The sequence below is a fragment of the Variovorax sp. SPNA7 genome (assembly GCF_033807855.1).
GTDB classification, from domain to species: Bacteria; Pseudomonadota; Gammaproteobacteria; order Burkholderiales; family Burkholderiaceae_C; genus Variovorax; species Variovorax beijingensis.
The window spans coordinates 250,286-274,380 of the sequence record NZ_CP138513.1; the positions used below are offsets into that span (position 1 = coordinate 250,286).

The window sequence follows — 24,095 nt, forward strand, 5'->3', positions numbered from 1 at the left end:
GGTCAGTTCCGCAGCGCCCTGCGGTACTGCACCGCCTCCGCCACATGCACCACCCCCACCGATTCGGCGCCCGCCAGGTCGGCCACGGTGCGCGCCACCTTGAGCGCGCGGTGCGTGCTGCGCGCCGACCAGCCGAGCTTGGCGGCGGCGTTGTAGACGAACTTGCGCGCCGCGTCGTCGAGCGCGGCATGCTTGTCGATGGCGCCGGCCTGCAGCGCCTGGTTGGGGCTGCCCTGGCGCTGCACGGCGAACTCGCGCGCGGCCACCACGCGGGTGCGGATGCTGGCCGTCGATTCGCCGGGCGGCGCATCGATGAGCTGCTGCGCCGATACCGCGGGCACCTCGATGTGCAGGTCGATGCGGTCCAGCAGCGGGCCGCTGAGCTTGGCCTGGTAGCGCGAGATCTGGTCCGGCGTGCAGCGGCAGGCCTTCAGCGTCGAGCCCAGGTAGCCGCAAGGGCAGGGGTTCATGGCCGCGACCAGCTGGAAGCGCGCCGGAAACTCGGCGCGCCGGGCGGCGCGCGCGATGGTGATGGTGCCCGTCTCCAGCGGCTCGCGCAGCGCCTCGAGGGCGGAGCGCGCGAACTCCGGGAACTCGTCCAAAAAGAGCACGCCGTGATGCGCCTGCGAGATCTCGCCGGGCCGCGGGGGCGAGCCGCCGCCCACCAGGGCCACGGCGCTCGATGTGTGGTGGGGCGCCGAGGTCGGCCGGTTCATCCAGCGCGCGGCCGAAAAACTGCCGGCCAGGCTGGCCACGGCCGCGCTCTCCAGCGCCTCGTCGACGCTCATGGGCGGCAGCAGGCCGGCAAAGCGCTGTGCCAGCATCGACTTGCCCGAGCCGGGCTCGCCCACCATCAGCAGGCTGTGCCCGCCCGCGGCGGCGATCTCGAGGGCGCGTTTGGCGCCCGCATGGCCCTTGACGTCGGCCAGGTCGGCATAGAGCGGCGCGGGCGCCGCGGCTGCGGCATGCACCCGGGCCCAGCCGTCCGCGGCGGGCTGCTGCTGCTGTTCCTCGCCCTGCGGCAGCGCCGCGCCCTCGGGCATGAAGCGCTGCACCACGTCCAGCAGGTGCCTGGCGCCGTACACCTCGCTGCCGGGCACCAGCGCCGCTTCCTGCGCGCTTGCGGCGGGCAGCACCAGCCGTGTCGCGATGCCGCGCGTGTGCAGGGCCAGCGCCATCGCCAGCGCGCCGCGCACGGGCCGCAGTTCGCCTGAAAGGGAGAGTTCGCCGGCAAATTCATGCCCCGCCAGGAGCGCGGGCTGGATCTGCCCGCTGGCCGCGAGGATGCCGAGCGCGATCGGCAGGTCGAAGCGGCCGGAGTCCTTGGGCAGGTCGGCCGGCGCCAGGTTGACGACGATCTTCTTGTTGTTCGGAAACTCCAGGCCGGCGTTCTGGATGGCCGAGCGCACTCTTTCGCGCGCCTCCTTGACTTCTGTTTCCGCCAGCCCGACGAGCGTGAAGCTCGGAAGGCCGTTCGCCAGATGCACCTCGACCGTGACACTGGCCGCTTCCAGCCCAAGCAAAGCACGGCTTTGCACCAAAGACAGGCTCATTTCTCTCCCTCTCCCCATTGTGGTGCGCCCGTTTTTGGTCGGGCTCATGCACCGCGGTGCCCCATGGGGTACCGCAACTGAACACGCTTGTAACTATTTCGCCTGGGTTGCGGGTGCGGGAGCGGCCGCCATGCCGCAGGGCAAAACGTGCACTTTGGCACGCTCCCTGCTATGAGACGGTGTCCCCCAACAATCCAACCAACTCCGAGGAGTCTCGATGATGCACCGTAAATTCGCCCAGGCAATGGCCGTGGTCGCCCTTGCCGCCCTGCCGATGCTTGCGAGCGCACAGCTCACCGGGAATGTGGCACTGACGAGCAACTACAAGTTCCGCGGCCAGGACCAGGACATGATCGGGAACAACGACTACGCCAAGACCAAGGGCTTCAAGCCCGCCATCCAGGGCGGCTTCGACTACGCCTTCGGCGAGAGCGGCTTCTACGTGGGCAACTGGAACTCCAGCGTCAACTGGCTGCAGGGCAACAGCATCGAGAGCGACCTGTACGGCGGCTACAAGTTCAAGGCCGGCCCCTTCGACCTGGACGTGGGCGCGCTCACCTACATCTACCCGGGCAACTCCATCGGCAACACCACCGAGCTGTACGGCGCCGGCACCTGGGCCAGCGAGGCCATCGGCTCGTTCACGCTGAAGTACTCGCACACGGTCTCCAAGGACTACTTCGGTTACGCCGGCTACAAGTCGGGCTCGGGCCTGAAGGGGCGCAACACCGGCTACCTGAACCTGGCCTACAGCAAGGAGATCGTGCCCAAGCTCACGCTGAAGGCGGCCGTGGGCTACACCCACATGTCCAGCGACATCCGCAGCCTGGGCTACAAGAGCTACGTGGACTACAACGTGGGCGTGTCGTACGACTTCGGCAACGGCCTGGCACTGGCCGGCTCGGTGCAGGGCGCCAACAAGAAGAGCTCCTACCTCGCGCTGAGCAACCCGGGCGTGGACTTTGGCTTCGGCCCCATCGGCGAGCAGTACTACTCGCCCAACAAGGCGCGCTTCATCGTTACGCTCAGCAAGACGCTGTAAGCAGACACAAGAACAAGGTGCGGCCCAAGCTGCCGCACCACCCATTCCATCCAAGAAGGAGAAAGTCATCATGAAGCTGGTCACAGCCATCATCAAACCGTTCAAGCTCGACGAGGTGCGCGAAGCCCTCTCGGCCATCGGCGTGCAGGGCATCACGGTCACGGAGGTCAAGGGCTTCGGCCGCCAGAAGGGCCACACCGAGCTGTACCGCGGCGCGGAGTACGTGGTCGACTTCCTGCCCAAGGTCAAGATCGAGGCAGCGGTGTCCGACGACCTCGTCGACCGCGTGATCGAAGCCGTGGAGGGTGCGGCGCGCACCGGCAAGATCGGCGACGGAAAGATTTTTGTCTACAACCTCGAGCAGGTCGTTCGCATCCGCACCGGCGAAACCGGTCGCGAAGCCCTCTGATCCAGCCCGGAAAACAACAACCATGAAAAAACTGCTTGTTTCTCTCGCGCTCGGCCTGAGCCTGCTCGCTGCAGGCACGGCGAGCTTCGCCCAGGCGCCTGCTGCCACGCCCGAGGCGCCTGCGGCGTCCGCGCCCGCAGCCGCCGCTCCGGCACCCGCGGCCGCCCCGGCTGCCGCCGCTCCTGCAGCTGCTGCCGAAGCAGCGCCCGCCGCTCCTTCCTTCAACAAGGGCGACACCAGCTGGATGATGCTGTCCACGCTGCTCGTCATCATGATGACCATCCCCGGCCTGGCGCTGTTCTACGGCGGCCTGGTGCGCAGCAAGAACATGCTGTCGGTGCTGATGCAGGTGATGGTCACCTTCTCGATGATCGTGGTGCTGTGGCTCATCTATGGCTACAGCATCGCGTTCACCGAGGGGAACGCCTTCTTCGGCGGATTCGACCGGCTCTTCATGAAGGGGATCTTCGATCCGGCCACCGGCGTGTTCGCGCCCGCTGCCACCTTCAGCAAGGGCGTCTATATCCCCGAACTGCTGTTCGCCGCCTTCCAGGCCACCTTCGCCGGCATCACCTGCTGCCTGATCGTGGGTGCCTTCGCGGAGCGCGCCAAGTTCTCGGCCGTGCTGCTGTTCATGGTGATCTGGTTCACCTTCAGCTATGCGCCGCTGGCCCACATGGTGTGGTTCTGGATGGGCCCCGACGCCTACACCGCCGCCAACGTGGTGGATGCCACCAACGCCAAGGCCGGCCTGATTTGGCAGTGGGGCGCGCTCGACTTCGCGGGCGGCACCGTGGTGCACATCAACGCCGCTGTGGCGGGCCTGGTCGGCGCCTACGTGATCGGCAAGCGTGTCGGTTACGGCAAGGAAGCCTTCACGCCGCACTCGCTCACGCTCACCATGGTCGGCGCTTCGCTGCTGTGGGTCGGCTGGTTCGGCTTCAACGCGGGTTCGGCCCTCGAAGCCGGCACCAGCGCCGTGCTCGCCTTCATGAACACCTTCTCGGCCACCGCCGCGGCCGTGCTCGCATGGTGCATCGGTGAAGCGCTGATGCGCGGCAAGGCCTCGATGCTGGGCGCCGCTTCGGGTGCCGTGGCAGGTCTCGTGGCCATCACCCCCGCTGCCGGCAACGTCGGCCTGATGGGCGCCCTCGTGATCGGCTTCGTCGCCGGCTTCGCCTGCCTCTGGGGCGTCAACGGCCTCAAGAAGCTGCTCGGCGCGGACGACTCGCTCGACGTGTTCGGCGTGCACGGTGTCGGCGGTATCGTCGGCGCGCTGCTGACCGGCGTGTTCAACACCCAGGCACTCGGCGGCCCCGGCCTCGTGGGCGACTGGGTCACGGCCGGCATCGTGTCCAACGGCATCGGCGCGCAGGTCTGGATCCAGCTCAAGGGCGTGTTGCTGACCATCGTGTGGTCGGGCGTGGTGGCGTTCATTGCCTTCAAGATCGCCGACCTCACCATCGGCCTGCGTGTGTCGGAAGAAGAAGAGCGCGAAGGCCTCGACATCTCCTCGCACGGCGAGACCGCATACAACCGGTAACCCCCCAGTCTTCGCGCACTTCGTGTCGCTTCGCCAACCCCCCTGCTGGGGGCAACACCAGAGGCCCGGCAAAGCCGGTTCCTCGGTGTTTCTGGAAGAAGGCATGCGGTGTACAGGCTGGTTATAAGAACTACACGGAACGAATTTTTCAGCGAGGTCTCCTTTGGATGTTCAGCCCGCGAGCGCTTCGGCGTCAGCGGGCTTTTTTTTGCCTGCGTTTTTCCTCTGGAGCGGCGATGTCCGCGCATGCACAATTCCAGGCATGTGGACCTCCATCGACAACAGCCTCTGCGAGCTCGGCGAATCGCCGTTCTGGCATCCGCGGGAACGCGCCCTGTACTGGCTCGACATTCCGGGCCGCGCGGTGCTGCGCACGCGCGGCGAGATCGGCACGGCCTCCGCCAAGGTGGAGCGCTGGGCCCTGTCGACCGAGCCCGGCTGCATGGCACCGGCGCGCAGCGGCGGCCTCGTGATCGCGCTGCGCGACGGCATCTACCGCGCGCGGGAGTGGGGCGGTGAACTCGTCGCCATCGCGCGCGTGGAACACGACGTGCGCACCATGCGCTTCAACGACGGCAAGTGCGATGCGCTCGGCCGCTTCTGGAGCGGTTCGATCAACGAGGCGAAAGACCGCGCCAATGCCGCGCTCTACTGCCTCGATGCGCGCCCCGGCACCGGCGTGGCGCCGGCCCTCGCGCAGATGGCCAACCAGGTGACCACGGCCAACGGGCTCGCGTTCTCGCCCGATGCGCGCACCCTGTACTGGGCCGATACCCCCGCGCACCAGGTGCGCGCCTGGAACTGGGATGCGGCGGCCAACACGCTCTCCCAGCCCCGCGTGTTCCACCAGTTCGACGCCAAGCCCGAAGGCTGGCCCCCCGATTCGCCGATGCCGCGCTACGAAGGCCGTCCCGACGGCGCCACGGTCGATGCGCAGGGTCACTACTGGGTCGCGATGTTCGAAGGTGCCCAGCTGCTGCGCCTCGCGCCTTCGGGCGAGATCGTGGCCGCCGTTCCCGTTCCGGCCCAGTGCCCCACCATGCCCTGCTTCGGCGGCGACGACCTGAAGACGCTCTTCGTCACCACCGCCCGCAAGGGCCGCCCCGCCGCCGAGATCGAGCGGCTGCCGGCCTCGGGCACGGTGATCTCGACGCGGGTCGATACGCCGGGGTTGCCTGTCAGCTTCTTCGAGGACTAGGGTGAATTCTGGTTCTTTGACTCGATGCCTTGTGCGTGACGCGCTTTGTTCAGGGCGCGCTCCCGCCGACGGGGTACCTTGCTCCGCGAATGTCCCCCGGCCTGCGGCCTCCTCCTTTATTTCGCTGCGCAAGGCACCCCATCGGCGGGAGCGTGATTCAGAGCAGTCGTTGATCAGCGGTACACCCAGAGCGTGCCCAGGTGCACAGGGCATCGGGTGCTCCCCGCAGCGAAATAAAGGAGGAGCCGAAGGCGGGGGACATTCGCGGAGGGGAGTACCCGGTGGCCTGTGCACGCGCCCTGAACAACAGCGCCAAAACCAAGAGCACCCCGGAAGAGGGTAAGGACAATGGCCCTGCAGCACATCCCGCCCATCCAGTGCCTGCTGACCTTCGAGGCCGTGGCGCGGCTGCGGCATGCGGGCCGCGCGGCCGACGAGCTGTGCGTCACCGCCAGCGCGGTGAGCCACCGCATCCGCCAGCTCGAGGCGCACGTGGGCTTCAAGCTCTTCGGCCGCGGCGACTTCAGCCTGACGGCCGACGGCGCGGCCTACCTTGCCAACGTGCGCACCGGCCTTGCTGCGCTGCAGGCCACGCCGCTTGGCAACGCGGCGACGCGCGCCACGCGCCTGCGCATTGCCGTCACGCCCACCTTCAGCCGCGTGTTCCTGATGCCGCGGCTCGAACTGTTCCGCAACATCTATCCCGACATCGAACTGGTGCTGCAGGTGTCCATCCCGCTGCTCGACGTTACCGCCGAACAGGCCGACCTCGAAGTGCGCTACGGCAGCGGCGCCTATGCCGACTGCGAACACCGGCTGCTGCTCGAGGAAGAGGTGCTGCCCGCCTGCAGCCCGAGCTACCTCAACGAATTCGGCCCGTTCGACGGCTTTTGCACCGCGGCGGAGATTGTCAGCGCCCGGCTGATCCGCAGCCCGCTCGAACCCTGGGGCACCTGGTTCGCAAGCTGCGGCCTCGACCAGCCCGAGCCGCATGTCGGCTCGCAGTTCAACGACCTGGGCCTGGTCTACGACGCCGCGGCCAGCGGCTTCGGCGTGGCGCTGGTGCGCCAGAAGATGGGCGCCGCCTGGTTCGAGTCGGGCCGGCTGGTGCCGCTGTCCGACCGGCCCGTGCCTTCGCCACACCGCCACACCATCTGCTGGCAGCCCGGCACGCTCGATCGCTGGGAATGCGCGGCTTTTGCAGACTGGCTCGCGCAGAGCCTGCGCTGAAGAACCGGCGGCCGGCCGCCCATCCGGCAAAGTTCCATCGGCAAAGTTCTCTCAAGCGCCACGCAAAAAAGCTTCAACCCGGCCGCGCCGCATTTTGCGTAGAGTGCAGGGCACCACGAGAGACATCCATGAACGCGCCGCTCACCGCCGCCCAGAACGATTCGCTGCTGCAGAAAACCGACCGCCAGTCGCAGATCGTGCGCGCCCTGCAGGCCCACCTGCCGGCGCACGCGCTGATCTGGCATGCCGAGGACACCACGCCCTACGAATGCGACGGCCTCACCGCCTACCGCCAGCGCCCGCTGGTGGTGGCCCTGCCCGAGACCGAGGCGCAGGTGGCGGCCGTGCTCAAGACCTGCCACCAGCTCGGCGTGCCCGTGGTGGCGCGCGGCGCGGGCACCGGGCTCTCGGGCGGCGCCATGCCGCATGCGCTGGGCGTGACGCTGTCGCTCGCCAAGTTCAACCGCATCCTGAAGATCGACCCGGTGAGCCGAACGGCCGTGGTGCAGTGCGGCGTGCGCAACCTTGCCATCAGCGAAGCCGCCGCGCCCTTCAACCTCTACTACGCGCCCGATCCGTCGAGCCAGATCGCCTGCACCATCGGCGGCAACGTGGCCGAGAACTCGGGCGGCGTGCACTGCCTGAAATACGGACTCACCTTGCACAATGTGCTGCGCGTGCGCGGCTTCACGGCCGAGGGCGAGCCCATTGAATTCGGCGGCGAGGCGCTCGACGCGCCGGGTCTGGACCTGCTTGCGCTGGTCATCGGCAGCGAAGGCATGCTGGCCGTGACCACCGAGGTCACGGTCAAGCTGGTGCCCAAGCCGCAGGTCGCACGCTGCATCATGGCCAGCTTCGACGACGTTCGCAAGGCGGGCGACGCGGTGGCCGCGGTGATTGCGGCCGGCATCATTCCCGCGGGGCTCGAGATGATGGACAAGCCCATGACCGCCGCCGTCGAGGACTTCGTGCACGCGGGCTACGACCTCGACGCGGCCGCGATCTTGCTGTGCGAATCCGACGGCACCGCCGAGGAAGTGGAAGAGGAAATTGGCCGCATGACGGCCGTGCTGCGCTCCTGCGGCGCCACCGCCATTGCGGTGAGCAGCAGCGAAGAAGAGCGCATGAAGTTCTGGAGCGGCCGCAAGAACGCGTTCCCCGCATCGGGCCGCATCAGCCCCGACTACATGTGCCTCGATTCGACCATTCCGCGCAAGCGGCTGGCCGACATCCTGCTGGCCATCCAGCAGATGGAGAAGAAGTACAACCTGCGCTGCTGCAACGTGTTCCACGCAGGCGACGGCAACCTGCATCCGCTGGTGCTGTTCGACGCCAACGACCCCGACGAGCTGCACCGCTGCGAGCTCTTCGGCGCCGACATCCTCGAGACCAGCGTGGCCATGGGCGGTACCGTGTCGGGCGAGCACGGCGTGGGCGTGGAAAAGCTCAACAGCATGTGCGTGCAGTTCACCGCGGCCGAGAACGAGCAGATGTTCGGCGTCAAGCGCGCCTTCGATCCGGCCGGCCTGCTGAACCCCGGCAAGGTGATCCCGACGCTGCAGCGCTGCGCCGAATACGGCAAGCAGGTGGTGCGCGGCGGCCGGCTGCCGCATCCCGACCTGCCGCGCTTCTGAGAACCACGACAAGAAAACAACACAGACCATGGAACCCGCCCTCAGCCAGATCGCCGAACGCATCCGCGCCGCGGCCGCCGATGCCACGCCGCTTCGCATCCGCGGCGGCGGCACCAAGGACTTTCACGGCGAGACGCCGCATGGCGAGGTCCTGAGCACCACGGCGCTCACCGGCATCACGAGCTACGAACCCAGCGAACTGGTGGTCACCGTGCGCGGCGGCACGCCGCTTGCCGAGCTCGAAGCCGTGCTGGCCGAGAAGGGGCAATGCCTGCCTTTCGAGCCGCCGCACTTCGGCGCGGCCGGCGCAGGCACCGTGGGCGGCATGGTGGCCGCGGGGCTCAGCGGCCCGGCGCGCGCCAGCGTGGGCGCGGTGCGCGACTACGTGCTGGGCGCCACGCTGGTCAACGGCCGCGGCGACGTGCTCACATTCGGCGGCCAGGTCATGAAGAACGTGGCGGGCTACGACGTGTCGCGCGTGCTCGCGGGATCGCTCGGCACGCTGGGCGTGATTGCCGAGGTGAGCCTCAAGGTGCTGCCGGTCGCGCCCGCCGAGGCCACGCTGTCCTTCGACTGCAGCCAGGCGGATGCGCTGCGCCTGCTCAACGAGTGGGGCGGCCGGCCGCTGCCGCTCAATGCGAGCTGCTGGTTCGAACATGGGGGCGCCGGCATCCTGCAGCTGCGCCTGCGCGGCGCGGTCGCGGCGGTGGAAGCCGCGTGCGCGCATCTCGGCGGCGAGCGCAAGGACAACGCGCAGGCCGCGGCGCACTGGCAGGCGCTGCGCGACCAGCAGCTGCCGTGGTTCGACACGGGCGCGAACGCGCTGTGGCGCCTGTCGGTGCCGCAGACCGCATCGGCGATTGCATGGGGCGATGGCGAAGCGCCGCTGGTCGAATGGCATGGCGGGCAGCGCTGGTACCAGGCGCCGCCCGCGCAGGCCGCGCGCATCCGCGAAGCCGCGCGTGCGGCCGGCGGGCACGCCACGCTGTTCCGCATGCCCGCGGGCCACGCCGCGGACAGCGGGGTGCCGCGCTTCGACGCACTGAACGCGCCCGTGGCCCGCATTCACCAGGCGCTGATGCACGAGTTCGATCCGCACCGCATCTTCGATCGCGCACGGCTGTTGGCCGACGCATAGATAAAAAACCAAGAACACCCGCGATGCAAACCGAACTCGCCCCCGAATTCCGCGATACCTACGAAGGCCGCGAAGCCGAAGCCATCCTGCGCAAGTGCGTGCACTGCGGCTTCTGCACCGCCACCTGCCCCACCTACCAATTGCTCGGCGACGAGCTCGACGGCCCGCGCGGCCGCATCTACCTGATCAAGCAGGTGCTCGAAGGCAAGGCCCCCACGCGCAGCACGCAGCTGCACCTGGACCGGTGCCTGACCTGCCGCAACTGCGAGAGCACCTGCCCGAGCGGCGTGCAGTACGGCCACCTGGTCGACATCGGCCGCAAGATCGTCGACGAGAAGGTGCCGCGCCCCGCGATGGAATCGGCCACGCGCTGGCTGCTGAAGGAAGGGCTGCCGTCGCCGCTGTTCGGCCCGGCGATGAAGCTCGGCCAGTCGGTGCGCGGCCTGCTGCCCGAGGCGCTCAAGGCCAAGGTGCCGGCCAGGCAGGAGGCCGGCGCCTGGCCCGCCGCCGCGCATGCGCGCAAGGTGCTGATGCTCGCGGGCTGCGTGCAGCCCTCGATGATGCCCAACATCAACAGCGCCACCGCGCGCGTGCTCGATGCGGCCGGCATCCAGGCCGTGATTGCGCCCGAGGCCGGCTGCTGCGGCGCCGTCAGGTTCCATCTCAACGACCAGGAGGGCGGCAAGGCGCAGATGCGCGCCAACATCGACGCCTGGTGGCCGATGGTCGAGCGCAACGAAGTCGAAGCCATCGTGATGAACGCCTCGGGCTGCGGCGTCACGGTGCGCGAGTACGGCCACATCCTGCAGCACGACGCGGCCTATGCGGCCAAGGCTGCGCGCATCAGCGAGCTGACGCGCGACCTGAGCGAGCTGCTGCCTGACCTGGTGCCGGCCCTGAAGGCCCGCGTGCGCGCGCCGCAGGGCGTGGTCGCGTACCACCCGCCCTGCACGCTGCAGCACGGCCAGAAGCTGCGCGGCGGCGTCGAAACGCATCTGCGCGCACTCGGCTTCGACGTGCGCGTGGCGCTGAACGAATCGCACCTGTGCTGCGGCTCGGCCGGCACCTACTCGGTGCTGCAGCCCGAGCTGGCTTACCCGCTGCGCGACCGCAAGCTCGGGCACCTGGAGCAGCTGCAGCCGAGCGTCATCGCCTCGGCCAACATCGGCTGCATCACGCACCTGCAAAGCGGCAGCCAGAAGACGCCCGTGCGGCACTGGGTGGAACTGCTGGACGCGGCGCTGGCAGCGGCCTGATCGCGCACACCGAAGAGCGCCCTGGTCCGACTCGCGCCGACGCGCTTTGCGCCGCATCATGGCGCCACCGATTTTCCAAGGAGCAAGCCTCATGTCTTCTGTTCAAGCAGCTTCCATCGTTCCGCAGAAGCACTTGCGGCGCGCCTTGCTGGCGCTGGCATGCGCGGCCGGCGCCGCGGGCGCACAGGCCCAGTCGGCCATGCCGCAATGGAAGGGCGAGGGCGCGGTGCGCTATGTCTGCGGCGGCATCGGCTCGGACGAATCCACCGCGATGCGCGCAGCCATGAAAGACCATCCGCTGGCGCTGCTCTTCGCGCGCTCCGACGGCGCCTACCTGGCGGACGTGCAGGTCGACATCAAGGGCGCCGACGGCGCGCCCTCGCTGGCCTTGCGCGCGAGCGGGCCGGTCTGCCTGGTCGACCTGCCCGCGGGCCGCTACACCATCGACGCTGCCATGGCCGGCACTGCCAAGAGCCAGACGGTGACGGTGGGCGGGGGCTCCAAGACGGCCAGTTTCCGCTTCTGAGCGGGCGGCCGGTGCGCTCAGCGCGCGTCGCGCCGCAGCGGCAGGGTGATCCGGAAGGTGGTGCCCGCACCCGGTGCGCTCTGTGCCTCGATGCGCCCGCCATGATGCTGCACGACCGCGCGCACCACTGAAAAGCCAAGGCCCATGCCGCGTGCGGCGGGCACGGCGGCATGCGCGGCAATGCTCCTGTCTTCGTCGGCCATGGCAAGTCGCCGGCCCCGTGGCGTGGTGAGCAGCGCCTGCAGCTGCGAGGCCGTCATGCCCGAGCCCTCGTCGCGGACGGTGATCCGCACGACACCACCGGCGAGGTGATGCGGATCGGGCATGGCCTCCATGCCCAGGGTCACGCAGCTGTCTCGCCGGCTGTGGCGGATGGCGTTGTTCAGCAGGTTCACGATGGCGCGCGTCAAGAGCGAGCCGTCGGCCGGGATCGTCGTTTCGTCGGCTTCGTCGAGCCGAGCCTCCACGCGCACGCCGTTGGCCTGGGCATAGGGCCACACCTGGTCGCGGGCATCGAGCAGCACCGTGCCCAGGTGCGTCGGCGCAAAGCGGTAGTCGTTCGACTCGGCCTCGGTGTAGTCCATGAAATCCTCGGCCAGCGTGAGCGTGCGTTCCGCTTCGCGGCGGATTGCGCGCAGCAGGTCCGGCGAGGGCGATGCCGAGTCCGTGCCGGCGCCGTGCATCGACAACAGGCTGAGGATGGTGACCTGCGGGCTGCGCAGGTCGTGCGACAGGAAGCGCCGCCATTCGTCGCGCTGGCGCTGGGCTTCGCGCTCGGCGGTGAGTTCGGGCAGTGCGACCACCCAGCCCCGCTCGTCGGGCGCCGCGGCGCCGAAGGGCGCGGCCTCCAGCCGGAACACGCGTGCCTCGCGCGTCTGGTATTCGCCGCGCAGGCGCGCGGTCCAGTGGGGAGCGTCCCCCGCCACCGTCGTTGTATCGCCGGCCACGGCATCGGCTTGCGCGATGGCCGCCATCGGTGCGATCAGTTCGGGCAGCGACACACCCCTGAGTGCCGCGGCCTCGCCATCGCGCGAAGGCGGCGCACCGGCGCCCAGCAGGCAAAAGGCCGCGGCATTGCTCGAGACGATGCGTCCCTCTTCGTCGCAGATCAGCATCGCGACGGGCATGGTGTGCATGGCTTCGTCCATCAGCTTCTGCATGCGCTGGACACGGGCAATGGCCCGGTCCAGGGCCTGCCTGGGCCGCTGCGCGGAGTCGGCCGGCGCGGGCGCCAGGGTCGGGGGCATTTCGAAGGCGCCGGCCGGAAGCATGTCCAGCGCCTGGGCGCGCTCGCGGAAGTAGGCGAACTGCGATTCGAGCCGCCGCCAACTCCACAGCAGGTAGAGGATGGCAAGACCCAATATCGGCGCCGCGGGAGGCAGCCACCAGTGCCGCGCGAGCATGGCGGCGAGGCTGAGCAACAGGCAGGCCGTGGCCAGTCCGAAGGCCACCGGCAAGGCATGGCGCCCCATGCGGATCAGCAGCCACAGTGCAATCCAGAGCGGCACCACGGTCCACGCCGCATAGGCCAGCGACGGCAGCACACGGATGTTGCGCGCATGAAGCAGGTTGTCGATCGCATTGGCATGCACCTCGATGCCGGGCAACGCGCCGCGGACGCCGGCATTGGGTGCCAATGCCTGGTCGCCGAGGCCCGAGGCGGTGGCACCGATGAGCAGCAGCTTGCCGCGCAGCAGCTCGCCGGGCACCTCCCCGCGCAACACGCTCACATAGGGCACCGTGCGGTAGCTGCCGCGCGGGCCGGCGAACAGCAGGCGCAGCGGGTCCTCTCGCAGCCAGGTACCGGGCGGTGCCGCCGCGGGCCCCTGCGACGGCACGCGGTCCGCCATGAGCGCGCCCACGTAGGGCTGCAGATGCCCGGCATATCCCTCGCGCAGGTACAGCGTGCGCGCCACGCCGTCGGTGTCCGGCGTCAGGCCCGCATGGCCGACGCCCCGGGCGCGCTCGGCGAAAGCTGCGAGCGGCGGCAGGAAGCCCGGCCAGCTCTCGCTCATCGAGGTCAAGGGCGGGGCATGCAGCAACGGCAGGTAGACCGGTAGTTTTCCCATGGCCTGCGCCAGCCGTTCATCCTCCCGTGGTTTGATGCTGGGCTCGGTCAGGAAAAGATCCAGCAGCACCGCGTGCGGCGCATGGGGCGCCAGCCGCTCCAGCAGCCGGGCGTGGGTTTCGCGCGGCCAGGGCCACCGGCCAAGTTCTCTCAGGCTGCGCTCGTCGATCGCGATGATCAGGATCTCCGGCGCCGCGGCGTGCGATGCGAGGCGCAGCATCCGGTCATGGATCGCGGCGTCGAGCTGCAGCACGATGGGGCGCTGCGTCAGCATCAGCATGGCCATGGGCAACAGCAGCGCCATCAACAGCCGCTCGATGACCAGCCGTGTGCGCATCGCTTGGGCCCGGCTCAACGCACCGGGATCTCGAAGCTTCCGCTGAAGCTCTGCCCGGGGCTGGCGGATCCGGCGCTGCCCGGCTGCTGCTCGCGCACGCGCCAGTGGTAGCGGCCGCCGACCGCGAAGGGCCCCACCGTCATGCCCGTGGCGTAGACGGCGGGCTCGCTGAGCAGCAGCAGCGAGAAGTCGGCGCTGCGCGAAAGCTCGAAGGCGTAGCGGCGCCCTGGAACACCGGGCCAGCGGATCTCGACGCGGCCATCGGCCATCAGTGTGGCCGCTGCTGCGTTGCCGTCCTGTCCCCCTGTATTGGGTTGCGGCAGGTAGACCGTGCTGTCGCCCGGCAATCCCTCGAGCCGTGCGGCATCGAACGCGCTGAGGCGCAGCTGGTAGAAGCCGGCCTCGAGTTCGGGCGGCACGGTGAATGCGGGGCCGGCGCCGCGCTGCTCGTGCACGGGCAGCAGAAAGCGCTCGTCGCGCGCGAGTTGCAGCCGATAGCCCTGCGCGCCCGCGACCGGCAAGAGCTCCATCGTCCGGCCGCCGCTTCGGGGCCCGGCGGCGGGCACGAGCTGGGGTGCCGGCAGCAGGGCGTGCGCCGCGGCGCTGCCGTCTTCCAGCAGCACGGCGCCCTGGCCTGCGCGCAGCACGAGGGCAGGGGCCGCGGGCCGCTGCGGGTCCTGCCCCGCGGCGGCGCTCCTGCTGGCCACCACTTCGCCCTCGATGACCTCGCTGGCCAGCAGGCCGTCTTCGTCGCGCACGCGGAAATGAGTGCCGGCCACACCCAGCCTCATCGACCGCGCGCGGATTTCGAACTGCTCGCTCGGCTGCCGCTTCTGCACCTGCGATTCCACGCGCCCTTCGATGAGCCGCAGCCTGACGGTGGTGGCGTCGATCGCCAGCACCTCGAGCGCGCTGCGGGAGGGCAGCACGACGCGGCTGCCGCCCGGCAGGCCCAGGGTGACGAAGGCCTCGCCGCCGGTGGCGAGGATGTCGCCCGGCAGGATCGGCATGCCGGGGGCGAGCGCCTGTTCGCCTCCATGGCCGCCGCGGCGGCGCGAGGCCGGTCCTTCGACCGCCACCACCACGGCCGCGCCCTCGGGCACGATGCGGCCGTCCGAGAAGTACAGCACGGTGCCCGGCTGCAGCAGGCGGGGTTCGCCCACCCGGTTGCGCTGCCGCAGCTCGGGCCAGCGCTGCGGCGCCTGCAGGCGCTCTCCCGAGATGCTCCACAAGGTTTCGCCAGGCTGCACGATGTGCGGTGCCGGCTGCGCCTGTGCAGACGCCGCCAGTGCAACGAGCCACGCGCATGCCGCCAGCTGCCTGCACGGCAGCAATGGAAAACCTCTTCTTGCTCCGGGTCCGCTCTTCGTCATGTCGGGATCGTTCTGGTGGGCCAGCATAGCCCTTGCCCGCCGAACCACCATCAGGGTTGCGCCTGCTGCGTGGCCTCGAGCCGGTAGCCGCGTCCATAGACCGTGCGCAGGCTCAGCCCGCGCGCCGCCTCCAGCCCGAGTTTGCTGCGCAGCCGGTAGATGTGGCTGTCCAGCGTACGCGACGGCAGCTCGTCGCTGCTGTAGCCGGCGCTCTCCAGCAGATGGGCGCGCGACACGACCCCGCCCATGTGCTGGAACAAGGTCAACGCCAGCTTGAATTCGCGATCGGTGAGCGCGTGCCGCTCGGGCGGTGCGCTGTCCGGCGCAGCGGGGTGGATCAGCACGCTCTGCGTGAGCCGGTCGAACTCCCATCGGCCGAAGCGCTCCTGGTCCGACTGCACCACCGGCGAGCGCCTGGCCATCAGGCGCTGCACGCGCGCGCGCAGCTCCAGCGGGCGGAACGGCTTGACGATGTAGTCGTCGGCGCCGAAGGTCAGCGCCTGCACCACGTCCTGCTCCGAAGCGCGGGAGCTGAGCATGAGCACGGGCACCAGGTCGCGCTGCCAGGTGCGCAGCCATTTCAGCAGCTCCACCCCTTCCAGCCCCGGTACGTTCCAGTCGAGCACCAGCAGGTCGAAGCTGTCCCGCCGCAGTACCTGCTGCAGGGCGGCGCCGTCGGTGAATGCCGTGCAAGCCACCGTCGTATCTCCCGCCGTGAGCAATTGCTCGAGCGTCCGCACGAGGTGCGCGAGCTGGTCGGGGTCGTCTTCGAGGATGGCGATGCGCATGGGGTCCGTTCGTCTGGCGGCGGGATTCTGACAGCGATCCGAGCGCCTGAATCTGACGAATTCGCGCAAATCCGCGCCTCGAGGATAGTGTTAGTGCTAGTTAATAAGTAGTAAAGAAATTCACAGTTTGGTGCGAAATGAGCGGCCAATTCTGACCAAACCTCACGCTGTCCCTTCGCCCTCGAAGGCCCCTCGACATCATCCGCGGCCTGTGCAGCGCCAACCGGTGCTGCGATCCCGCAAAAGCCACAGTCTCTCGTGCCCGGTCATGGATGAGGTTGTGCGTCGCAACTTGATTGATCGAGGAATTTCGGAAATGAACAAGACTTACCGTTCCCTCTGGAACGATGCCTTAGGAGCGTGGGTGGCCGTGAGTGAGGTCGGCGCCGCGCGTGGAAAGAAGAGTCGGGGTCTCAGGGCCGCGGTGGTGGTGGCGGCCGTGATCGGCACCGCCGGGCAGGCATCGGCGGCGGATGCAGTCTGCCGCGATCCCGTCGCAGGTACCGTCGTGGGAACTGCCTCCGGCACCGGCGATGAAGTCGCATGCGGCCAAGGTGCATTGGCGCAGGGCGCAAACAGCGTTGCAATCGGAAAGAACGCGGTCACGGGCACCAGCGCCTCTGGCGCCATCGCGCTCGGCAACGGGGCGACGGTGGCGGGTATCGACGGAATCGCCATGGGCAACCAGGCCAATGCAGCGGGAAATCTGGGTGTGGCGATCGGCCGCGAGGCGAACGCGGCCGGTGCCGGCACGGTATCCATTGGCGCCCTTGCGGGCTTCAACTCGACGGCAAGATCGAGTGTCTTTCTCGGCACCACCGCGGGCATTGGATCTTCTGGCGACCTGAACGTCGCAATCGGCAACAACGCCGGTGCCAACTCGTCCGGTTCAGAGAACGTTTACGTGGGCGCGGTTGCAGGTGCTGACGCCCATGGCGACTTCAACACGGGCCTCGGCCTGGGTGCGGGCAGCAATACGGTGGGCAGCTCCAACTCGGCATTTGGCGTGCAGGCGGGTGTGCTTACCACGGGCTCAAACAACACAGCCTTCGGAAGATCTGCCGGCTTTGGGGTGAACGGCGAAGGCAACACCGGCATCGGGACGCAGGCTGGTGCGAGCGTGACCGGCAACGACAATCTTTCGGCCGGCAACGGCAGCGGCCTTGGGTTGGCAGGCAACCGAAACAGCTTTCTCGGCTTCAACGCCGGTCAGGTCGCACAAGGCGATGACAACGTCGCAACCGGCAGCTATGCCGCCAGCCAGAGCAAGGGCAATGCCAACGTTTCGTTCGGCACGCTCGCAGGCTCGCTGGTGAATGGCCATCGCAACTTCGCAGCAGGGGCATCGGCGGGCATCTTCACGACCGGCAGCAACAACGTCGCGCTCGGCACGTCGGCGGGAACGGGCTACATGGTGGATATGGAGACTGGGACCCTCACCGACCGCAACGGCAATGAAGTCGATGTCTCTTCGGGCTTGCCTTCGGTCAGCCTGAACGATGCCGTGGCCGTCGGCAACACCGCCGTGACGGGCTCCGACCGCAGCATCGCCATCGGCAAGGGAGCGCTGGCAGGCGTCACGGGCAAGACAGACGCCATCGCCATCGGCACGGGCGCCCAGGCCACGGGCCTGCAATCGATCAGCATCGGAACCGGCAATACGGTTCGGGGCGACCATTCCGGCGCCATTGGCGACCCGAGCGTCATCGACGCGGCCAACAGCTACAGCGTGGGCAACAACAACACGCTGGGCGCAGGCGCCACCGACAGCTTCGTGCTGGGCAATGGCGTCAACATCCAGGTAGCGAACGCCACCGCGCTGGGCAACGCCACGGGCGTGACCGTGGCCGACGGCGTGGCGCTGGGCAGCGGCTCGGTGGCCAGCGTGGACAAGGGCGTGGCGGGCTATGACCCGCGGACCGGCGTGGCCTCGACGGCCGCCAGCGGCACCTGGAAGAGCACGCTGGGTTCCGTGAGCGTGGGCAACGGTGGTACCGCGACCCGGCAGATCACGAGCGTGGCGGCTGGCGCCGCAGATACCGATGCCGTGAACGTGGCGCAGCTGAAATCCGCGCAGGCCGCCGCCACCACGCATTACTACAGCACCAACGACCAGGGCATCGTCCAGAGCAACTACAACAACGATGGCGCGGTGGGAAGCGGCTCGATGGCTGCGGGCGTCAGGGCCAGAACCACGGCCGCGACGACCTGGGGCATGGCCGTCGGCAACAACGCCGTGGCGGATGGCGACCGGGCGACGGCCATGGGTGCCGATTCGCTGGCGCAGGGCGCGAGCACCACGGCTGTCGGCCAGAACGCCACCGCGAGCGCAGCCAATGCAACGGCTGTGGGCGTCGCATCGACCGCAAGCGCAGAGCGCGCGACAGCGATCGGGCCCAACGCCGCGGCGCTGGGCGTGGGAACCACCAGCGTCGGCAATTTCGCGGGGCTCGGCAACACCGGCAATGGCAACTCGTTCCTGGGCCTCAACGCCGGGCGGGAGTCTTCCGGCGACAGCAGCACCTACATCGGCAACGGCGCCGGCTGGCAGACCAAGGGCTACTCGAACGCATCGATGGGCACGACCAGCGGCGCCTATTCCACCGCCGACTACATGGCCGCCGTAGGTTCGGGCGCATTGCAGAACAGCACGGGCAGCTACAACTCCGCGCTGGGTACCAATGCGGGTTTCGGCGCCGGTGGAAGCGGCAATGTGGCCCTCGGTGCCTTTGCAGGCCAGAACAACGGCAATGTGAACAACACGATTGCCATCGGCAGGCAATCCACGGCCACGGGGGGCAGCGCCATTGCGATGGGGAACCAGGCCCGCGCTTCGGGTCTTTATTCGATCGCGCTGGGCGCGGTCGACAACCAGGTGGGCAACACCGTGACCAGCGCGAAGGGCGACCGCGCGATCGCCATCGGCGCGGGTGCTCAGGCGGTGGGTGCCTCGTCCATCTCCATCGGCACGCGCAATGTGGTCAACGGCGCCAACAGCGGCGCGATCGGCGACCCGAGCATCATCGACGCGGCCAACAGCTATAGCGTGGGCAACAACAACACGCTGGGTACGGCGGCCACCAACAGCTTCGTGCTTGGCAATGGCGTCAACATCCAGGTTGCGAACGCCACCGCGCTGGGCAATGCCACGGGCGTGACGGTGGCCGATGGCGTGGCGCTGGGCAGCGGCTCGGTGGCGAGCGTGGACAAGGGCGTGGCGGGCTACGTGCCGGCCGGCGCCAGCGCCGTGCAGGCCGCAGCCATCGGTGCGACCACCGGAACGCTGGGTGCGGTGAGCGTGGGCGGGAACGGGAATTTCCGCCAGATCACCAACGTGGCCGCGGGCGCGGCCGACAGCGACGCGGTCAACGTGAGCCAGCTCAAGGCCGTGTCAAGCGCTGCGGCGGCGGGCGCGATGCATTACTACAGCGTGAACGACGGGGGCACGCAGCAGGGCAACTACAGCAATGGCGGCGCCACCGGACTGAACAGCCTGGCGGCGGGCGTGAATGCGACGGCGCAGGCCGCCAACGCGGTTTCCATGGGCAACGGCGCCAGCGTGGGAGCGATCGCCACCGGCGGCATCGCCATCGGCACGGGCGCTTCGGTGTCGGGGACCGTTTCCACGGGTGCGACCACGCCTTCGACGTTCTACTCGTCGATTGCCATCGGCAACAACGCGAAGTCGCATGACGCGCAGGAAGTGGTCATCGGCACCAACGCAGGATGGAACGCCACCATGCTGGCGCAGCCGGGCTACCTGTCCGACAGCGTGATGGTTGGATCCCAGGCGGGCGCCAACTCGAAGTACCAGTATGCGACCTTCATCGGCCAGGAGGCTGGGCGCAATACCAACGGCTATCACAACACCGCCGTCGGCCAGAACGCGATGCGCTTCATGGACGGCAGCGCCAACACGGCGCTGGGCAGCAATGCCTTGGCATCGGCCAGTGCTTCGGGTCTCAACCCGGCGTCGGGGTCCAGCAATACGGCCGTCGGCGCTTCGGCCGGCGCAAGTCTGCAAGGCAGTGGAAACGCCTACCTGGGCACTTCGGCGGGGCAGGGCACGATCGGCAGCAACAATGTGGCCAGTGGCAACAGCGCTGGGGCTTCCGTCGAAGGCAGCGGAAACGTCGCGAGCGGCTACGTTGCAGGCAATAACGTGACCGGCAACAACAATGCCGCGAGCGGCTTCCTGGCCGGCATCAGCGTGACAGGCAACAACAACGTCGCCAGCGGTTTCATGGCCGGTACGGGCGTCACAGCCAATGACACCGTGGCCATTGGCTCGCAAGCGCGGGCCTCGCAGGACAGCGCCATCGCCATCGGCACCGGCGCCCGTGCGAACGGCCTCCAGTCGATCAGCATCGGCACCGGCAACCAGGTCAACGGCGCGCATTCCGGCGCCATCGGCGACCCCAGCTACATCGACGCCGACGACAGCTACGCCATCGGCAACAACAACACCATTGCGTTCGGCGCCAACCAAAGCTTCGTGCTCGGCAACAACGTCACGGTGACCAACGCCAACAACGTGGTGCTCGGCAACAGCAGCGCCGACAAGGCCGCCGTGCAGGTCAGCAGCGCCACGGTGCCGAGCGTGATTGCCACGCTCAATTCAGACGGCTCGGTCACCTACAGCGCCGGCCCGGCCATCACCTATGGCAACTTTGCAGGCACCGCCACCGGCGTGGTGAGCGTAGGCGCACCGGGCGCCGAGCGGCAGATCGTCAATGTGGCGCCCGGCGCGATCACGGCCGACAGCACCGATGCGATCAACGGCAGCCAGCTGTATCAGGTGGCCAGCACCGTCAACGCGCTGGGCGGCAGCATCACCACCATCGTCAACAACGCACAGACGCACTACTACAGCGTCAACGGCGGCACGGCGCCGCAAGGCAACTACGCCAACGATGGCGCGACGGGCGCCAATGCGCTGGCGGCCGGCACCGGCGCCAGCGCCTCCGGCACCAATGCCGTCGCGGTGGGCAATGTGGCCACCGCGAGCGCCGCCAACAGCGTGGCCGTGGGCTCGAACGCCACCGCCTCCACCGACAACAGCGTGGCGCTGGGCAGCGGCTCGACCACCAGCGCGGCCACACCCACGGCCAGCACCACCATCCAGGGGCAGACCTACGACTTCGCCGGCGCCGCGCCGGTGGGTGTGGTCAGCGTGGGCGCGCCGGGGGCCGAGCGCCAGATTCAGAACGTGGCGGCCGGGCAGATCAGCGCCAGCAGCACCGACGCGATCAACGGCAGCCAGCTCTACGCGACCAACCAGGCCATCAACAACATCCAGGTGGGCGGCGCGGGCATCAAGTACTTCCACGCCAACTCGCAGGCCGCCGATTCGCAGGCGGCCGGCGCGGAGAGCGTGGCCATCGGGCCGCAGGCCGTTGCGCTGGGCAACAGCGCCTTCGCGGGCGGCAGCGGCGCCCAGGCGAACGGCGCGAGCAGCATCGCGCTGGGCGCGAATGCCATCGCCACCACCAGCAGCGGCGTGGCGCTCGGCAGCGGCGCATCGGCCGACCGCGCCGGCATGAGTGGGCAGCGCGAGATGTTCTCGAACGTCTCGGTGCTGTCCGCGCAGGGCGCGGTGTCGGTGGGCAGTGCGGGCAACGAGCGCCAGATCACCAACGTCGCGGGCGGCACGCAGGCCACCGATGCGGTGAACGTGCGCCAGCTGCAGGCGGTGCAGGCCGGCAGCGTGCGCTACGACACGAACGCGGATGGCAGCGTCAACTACAACAGCGTGACGATGGGCAACGGCAGCGCCGCCGGGCCGGTGGCGGTGCACAACGTGGCGCCGGGCGTGGCGCCCACCGACGCGGTGAACGTGCAGCAGCTCAACCAGGCGGGCGCGGCCAATACGGCCTACACCGACGCGCGCGCCAACGCGCTCGGCAGCGAGATCCGGGGCGTCGCGCGCAATGCCTACGCCGGCGTGGCCGCCGCCATGGCGGTGCAGATGCCCGGCACCTACGTGCCCGGCAAGACGGTGATGCGCATCGGCTATGGCGTCTTCAAGGGCGAGAGCGCGGTGGGCGTGAGCTTCCGCCGCACCTCGGAGAACAACGCATGGAGCCTGACGGGCGGCGTGGGCATGAGCCGCGCGGGGGCGGCCGCCACGGTCGGCGCCGAGTGGGTCTTCAATTGAGCGCGGGGAGAAGAGAAATCATGAATCGAACGATCTGTGGGGCTGCACTGGCTGCGGCAATGCTGGTGCTCCAGGGCTGTGCGTCGCCGGGCGCCGCCATCGACAAGGACGCGCAGGCGCGCGTCGCAGCGGAACGGCCGGAGGCGCCCAGGCCGGAGGACTTTCCGGACCTTGCCAGCGCGAGGTGGAAGCAGGGCGCCTTTCCCGGCACCGACGCGTTCGCACCCATCCGCACCGGCATGGGCAAGGACCAGGTGCGCGAACTGCTGGGCTGGCCGCACTTCAGCGAGGGGCTGTGGGGCGTGCGCGAGTGGAACTACATCTTCCACTTCCGCACGGGCAAGAGTGCCGACTATGTGACCTGCCAGTACATGGTGCGCTTCAGCGGCGATGGCGTGTCGACCGGCGCCTGGTGGAAGAATCCCGACTGTGCCTTGCTTGCGAAGCCGCCGGCCGCCACGCCGATTCCGGTCAGCACCAAGCTGGCACCGCCGCAGAAAGTCACGCTGAATGCCGACGGCCTGTTCCGCTTCGACGGCTCTTCGCTGCCCGACCTGCTCCCCGATGGACAGGCGCGCATCGAGCGGCTGGCCGCCGAGCTGCGGGGCAACTTCAGGTCGCTGCACTACATCGTGGTGACGGGGCACACCGACCGGCTCGGCGGCGATGCCTACAACGAGGCGCTGTCGCTGGCACGCGCCAACACCGTGCGCGATTTGCTGGTGAAGCAGGGCATCGACGGCAAACTGATCCGCGCTGCGGGCATGGGCAAGCGCCAGCCAGTGGTCAGCGATTGCGAGGGCACGCGCAGTTCGCCGGCGCTGCTGCGCTGCCTCCAGCCGAACCGCCGGGTCGAGATCGACGTGGCCGGGGAGCAGTAGCCGGTGAATGCATCGTGGATCCACCGGGAGTATCGGATTGCCCTCGTGGATTCGGATGGGCTGCAGCGCATCTGCACCTCCAATTCGCTGGCGGTGCTGGGCACGGACAGCGCGTCCTTCGGCCGGATGCACGAGCTGGTCGACGCGATCCGCGCAGGGCACCAGTTCGACGCCCTCATCGTCGGGCTCCATGCGGATGCGGCAAAGACGGTCTCGCAACTGCCCGACGTGGCGGAAGCAGCAGGCCGTGCGCTACCGGTGCTGTACCTCGCCCATCACACCGAGCTGCACATCGTGCATCGCATGCCTGCATCGGTGCTCGCGCAGGAGTCGTTCCGGTTGCTGGCCTCGCCGGTGGACGAGCGCGCGCTGATCGAGTGGCTGAATGCGCTGGACATGCGGGACGAGAATGACGCGCGCGGCGCGGGCACTGGCTTCCTGCGCGTCGGGCCTTGAATCAGCCCGCGGCCAGCGCCGCCTCGATGTCGCGCGCGAACGAAGCGGGCGTCTCCAGCGGCGCGTAGCGCTTGAGGACCCGCCCGTCGCGGCCGACCAGGAACTTGGTGAAGTTCCACTTGATGGCCGTGCTGCCCAGCAGGCCCGGCTTTTCCTTGGTGAGCCACTGGTAGAGCGGCGCGGCGTTGCTGCCGTTGACGTCGATCTTTTCCATCATCGGAAAACTCACGCCGTAGTTGGTGGTGCAGAAGGCGCCGATTTCCTCGTTGGTGCCCGGGTCCTGCGAGCCGAACTGGTTCGACGGAAAGCCCAGCACCACCAGCCCCTGGGCGGCGTACTTCTCGTGCAGTTCCTCGAGCCCGGCGAACTGCGGCGTGAAGCCGCACTGGCTGGCCGTGTTGACGATCAGCAGCACCTTGCCGCGGAAGGCCGAGAGCGTCACCTTCTTGCCGTCGATCCGGTTGGCTTCGAAGTCGTAGATGCTGGTGGTCATGGCGCTGCCTCGG

The 24,095-nt window shown here is 68.8% G+C and carries 17 protein-coding genes; 12 read left to right on the forward strand and 5 right to left on the reverse strand.

What is annotated here, in order from left to right:
• Window positions 1-2 precede the first annotated feature (2 nt).
• Complete coding sequence (locus tag RZE77_RS01150; RefSeq protein ID WP_319440323.1) at window positions 3-1,553, reverse strand: YifB family Mg chelatase-like AAA ATPase; 1,551 nt, start codon at window positions 1,551-1,553, stop codon at window positions 3-5.
• A gap of 217 nt (window positions 1,554-1,770) precedes the next feature.
• Between RZE77_RS01150 and RZE77_RS01155 the strand changes: the two genes are divergently transcribed.
• From RZE77_RS01155 to RZE77_RS01195, 9 genes are all read left to right on the forward strand, one after another.
• Entirely contained in the window at window positions 1,771-2,595 is an 825-nt protein-coding gene (locus RZE77_RS01155) for a TorF family putative porin (protein ID WP_319440324.1), read from the forward strand.
• 70 nt (window positions 2,596-2,665) lie between these two features.
• Window positions 2,666-3,004: a P-II family nitrogen regulator gene (glnK, locus tag RZE77_RS01160; protein WP_007833403.1), complete on the forward strand. Its 339-nt coding sequence runs from the start codon at window positions 2,666-2,668 to the stop codon at window positions 3,002-3,004.
• Between the two features lie 22 nt (window positions 3,005-3,026).
• Complete coding sequence (amt, locus tag RZE77_RS01165; RefSeq protein ID WP_319440325.1) at window positions 3,027-4,547, forward strand: ammonium transporter; 1,521 nt, start codon at window positions 3,027-3,029, stop codon at window positions 4,545-4,547.
• Window positions 4,548-4,809: 262 nt separating this feature from the next.
• The gene (locus RZE77_RS01170; protein ID WP_319440326.1) at window positions 4,810-5,745 is read left to right on the forward strand and encodes an SMP-30/gluconolactonase/LRE family protein; all 936 of its coding nucleotides are present in this window, start codon (window positions 4,810-4,812) and stop codon (window positions 5,743-5,745) included.
• Between the two features lie 348 nt (window positions 5,746-6,093).
• A complete protein-coding gene (locus tag RZE77_RS01175) occupies window positions 6,094-6,975 on the forward strand; it encodes a LysR substrate-binding domain-containing protein (RefSeq protein WP_319440327.1) in 882 nt (293 codons plus the stop codon).
• A gap of 128 nt (window positions 6,976-7,103) precedes the next feature.
• Window positions 7,104-8,609, forward strand: a complete 1,506-nt coding sequence (locus tag RZE77_RS01180) for an FAD-linked oxidase C-terminal domain-containing protein (protein WP_319440328.1) — start codon at window positions 7,104-7,106, stop codon at window positions 8,607-8,609.
• Between the two features lie 28 nt (window positions 8,610-8,637).
• Complete coding sequence (gene glcE / locus RZE77_RS01185; protein ID WP_319440329.1) at window positions 8,638-9,747, forward strand: glycolate oxidase subunit GlcE; 1,110 nt, start codon at window positions 8,638-8,640, stop codon at window positions 9,745-9,747.
• Between the two features lie 23 nt (window positions 9,748-9,770).
• Window positions 9,771-11,003: a glycolate oxidase subunit GlcF gene (gene glcF, locus RZE77_RS01190; protein WP_319440330.1), complete on the forward strand. Its 1,233-nt coding sequence runs from the start codon at window positions 9,771-9,773 to the stop codon at window positions 11,001-11,003.
• 91 nt (window positions 11,004-11,094) lie between these two features.
• A complete protein-coding gene (locus RZE77_RS01195; RefSeq protein WP_319440331.1) occupies window positions 11,095-11,529 on the forward strand; it encodes a carboxypeptidase regulatory-like domain-containing protein in 435 nt (144 codons plus the stop codon).
• Between the two features lie 17 nt (window positions 11,530-11,546).
• Here RZE77_RS01195 and RZE77_RS01200 read toward each other — a convergent pair whose 3' ends face one another.
• Genes RZE77_RS01200 through RZE77_RS01210 form a run of 3 tightly spaced genes read right to left on the reverse strand, consistent with a single transcriptional unit; the run spans window position 11,547 to window position 16,095 of the window.
• Window positions 11,547-13,934, reverse strand: coding sequence for a CHASE2 domain-containing protein (locus tag RZE77_RS01200; protein ID WP_319440332.1), 2,388 nt, complete (start codon window positions 13,932-13,934; stop codon window positions 11,547-11,549).
• Window positions 13,935-13,948: 14 nt separating this feature from the next.
• Window positions 13,949-15,307: a FecR family protein gene (locus RZE77_RS01205; RefSeq protein WP_319440333.1), complete on the reverse strand. Its 1,359-nt coding sequence runs from the start codon at window positions 15,305-15,307 to the stop codon at window positions 13,949-13,951.
• Window positions 15,308-15,357: 50 nt separating this feature from the next.
• The gene (locus tag RZE77_RS01210) at window positions 15,358-16,095 is read right to left on the reverse strand and encodes a response regulator transcription factor (protein WP_319440334.1); all 738 of its coding nucleotides are present in this window, start codon (window positions 16,093-16,095) and stop codon (window positions 15,358-15,360) included.
• Window positions 16,096-16,411: 316 nt separating this feature from the next.
• On the opposite strand from RZE77_RS01210, the gene RZE77_RS01215 reads away from it, so the two are divergent.
• From RZE77_RS01215 to RZE77_RS01225, 3 genes are read left to right on the forward strand one after another with little or no spacing between them, the layout of a single operon-like run.
• On the forward strand, window positions 16,412-22,252 hold the full coding sequence (locus RZE77_RS01215; RefSeq protein WP_319440335.1) for an ESPR-type extended signal peptide-containing protein: 5,841 nt from the start codon (window positions 16,412-16,414) through the stop codon (window positions 22,250-22,252).
• Between the two features lie 20 nt (window positions 22,253-22,272).
• Window positions 22,273-23,133: an OmpA family protein gene (locus RZE77_RS01220; RefSeq protein WP_319440336.1), complete on the forward strand. Its 861-nt coding sequence runs from the start codon at window positions 22,273-22,275 to the stop codon at window positions 23,131-23,133.
• Between the two features lie 45 nt (window positions 23,134-23,178).
• Window positions 23,179-23,589, forward strand: coding sequence for a hypothetical protein (locus tag RZE77_RS01225; protein WP_319440337.1), 411 nt, complete (start codon window positions 23,179-23,181; stop codon window positions 23,587-23,589).
• 1 nt (window position 23,590) lies between these two features.
• On the opposite strand, the gene RZE77_RS01230 is transcribed toward RZE77_RS01225, so the two are convergent.
• Window positions 23,591-24,082, reverse strand: coding sequence for a glutathione peroxidase (locus RZE77_RS01230; protein WP_319440338.1), 492 nt, complete (start codon window positions 24,080-24,082; stop codon window positions 23,591-23,593).
• Window positions 24,083-24,095 lie beyond the last annotated feature (13 nt).